The 1,215-nt window shown below is 31.4% G+C and carries 2 protein-coding genes; both read left to right on the forward strand.

Going from position 1 to position 1,215, the window contains the following annotated elements:
* Positions 1-80 precede the first annotated feature (80 nt).
* On the forward strand, positions 81-416 hold the full coding sequence (locus VB264_RS24980; protein WP_323254123.1) for a hypothetical protein: 336 nt from the start codon (positions 81-83) through the stop codon (positions 414-416).
* 7 nt (positions 417-423) lie between these two features.
* Positions 424-1,209, forward strand: a complete 786-nt coding sequence (locus tag VB264_RS24985) for a transposase (protein ID WP_323254125.1) — start codon at positions 424-426, stop codon at positions 1,207-1,209.
* Positions 1,210-1,215 lie beyond the last annotated feature (6 nt).

Genomic DNA, 1,215 nt, shown 5'->3' on the forward strand with positions numbered 1-1,215 from the left:
TACTCTACCCGATGAAAATTTACAATTAATAAAAAAAGGCTGAATTTTGTAGTTCCTAAGCAACAAAAAACAGCCTTTTAATGAAAAGTTTCATCAGTAGCGAAATTAAAAAATTACTTTCAAAAATCCCATTAGCGAAGAATTTAGCAAGAAAAAGATTCATTTCAGAGTTCACATTTGGTGTCATCAAAAGTAGAAATGTTCAATTTAAAGAGGTTGGCTTACATTTTACAACTGACTCGAAAGTTGAATCAAATGAGCGAAGAATTCAAGCATTTTTTAAAGACTTCGATTTTGACTATCAGCAAGTGGCTATTCTATTAGTAATGTTTTTACCAAAAGGTAAATTGAGCTTGTCAATTGATAGAACAGATCGGACCGCCGATGCGGTGGGATTTTGGTACTTATCAATGTAATATTCTAATGATTGTAGCTCGACATGATGAAATAGGCATACCTCTGTTTTGGGATCTATTAGATAATAGAAGTGGTAACAGTAAGGCCGAAAATAGAAAAGAGTTGCTTGGTAAAGTAATTTCTCTGATAGGAGTTGATAGAATTTCTATTGTTGTTGGAGATAGAGAATTTATTGGACATGAATGGTTTAAGTATTTAAAAGACAATAATATATCATTCTGCCTGCGAATTCCTAAAAGCCATCTAATAACTTTAAAAAATACGATGGTTTATTCTGTGAACGAGCTTTTATCAACCCAAACAGAGCGCTATTATCAAGATTGTATGATAGATGGTATTTGGTGTAACATAATGTTAAAAAAGCTTCATGATGGTGATTTCCTAATATTGGCAGGTAATCTACCCGCTAAACAATTAGGAGGCTTCTATCGAAGAAGATGGTCAATTGAAGTCTTTTTTCAGGCAGTTAAAGGCAGAGGCTTCAACTTAGAAAATACCCATCTAAAATCAAGTGATAAAATTAAAAAGCTTTTAGTTTTTGTCAGTATAGCGGTAGGAATATGTATAAATATTGGTAAGCACTATCACAAAAAAGTTCAAAAAATTAAAACTAAAAAACATGGTTATAAATCCAATAGCTTTTTCCGAAAAGGGCTTGATATTTTAAGAGAAGGTTTCAGAAATACAAATCAAGGGTTTTCAAAAATATGGAGAGAACTTTTAAATATATTAACTCGATGGATTCAAATACAACTAACTCAGTATCAATATATAACAAAAATCATCGGGTAGAGTAAT

It is taken from the genome of Arcicella aquatica, from assembly GCF_034928825.1.
Lineage (GTDB): Bacteria > Bacteroidota > Bacteroidia > Cytophagales > Spirosomataceae > Arcicella > Arcicella aquatica.

What these genes read in the sequence shown, in the direction of transcription:
- VB264_RS24980 (WP_323254123.1), top strand. Translation starts at nt 81, where the DNA reads ATGAAAAGTTTCATCAGTAGCGAAATTAAAAAATTACTTTCAAAAATC.
- VB264_RS24985 (WP_323254125.1), top strand. Translation starts at nt 424, where the DNA reads ATGATTGTAGCTCGACATGATGAAATAGGCATACCTCTGTTTTGGGAT.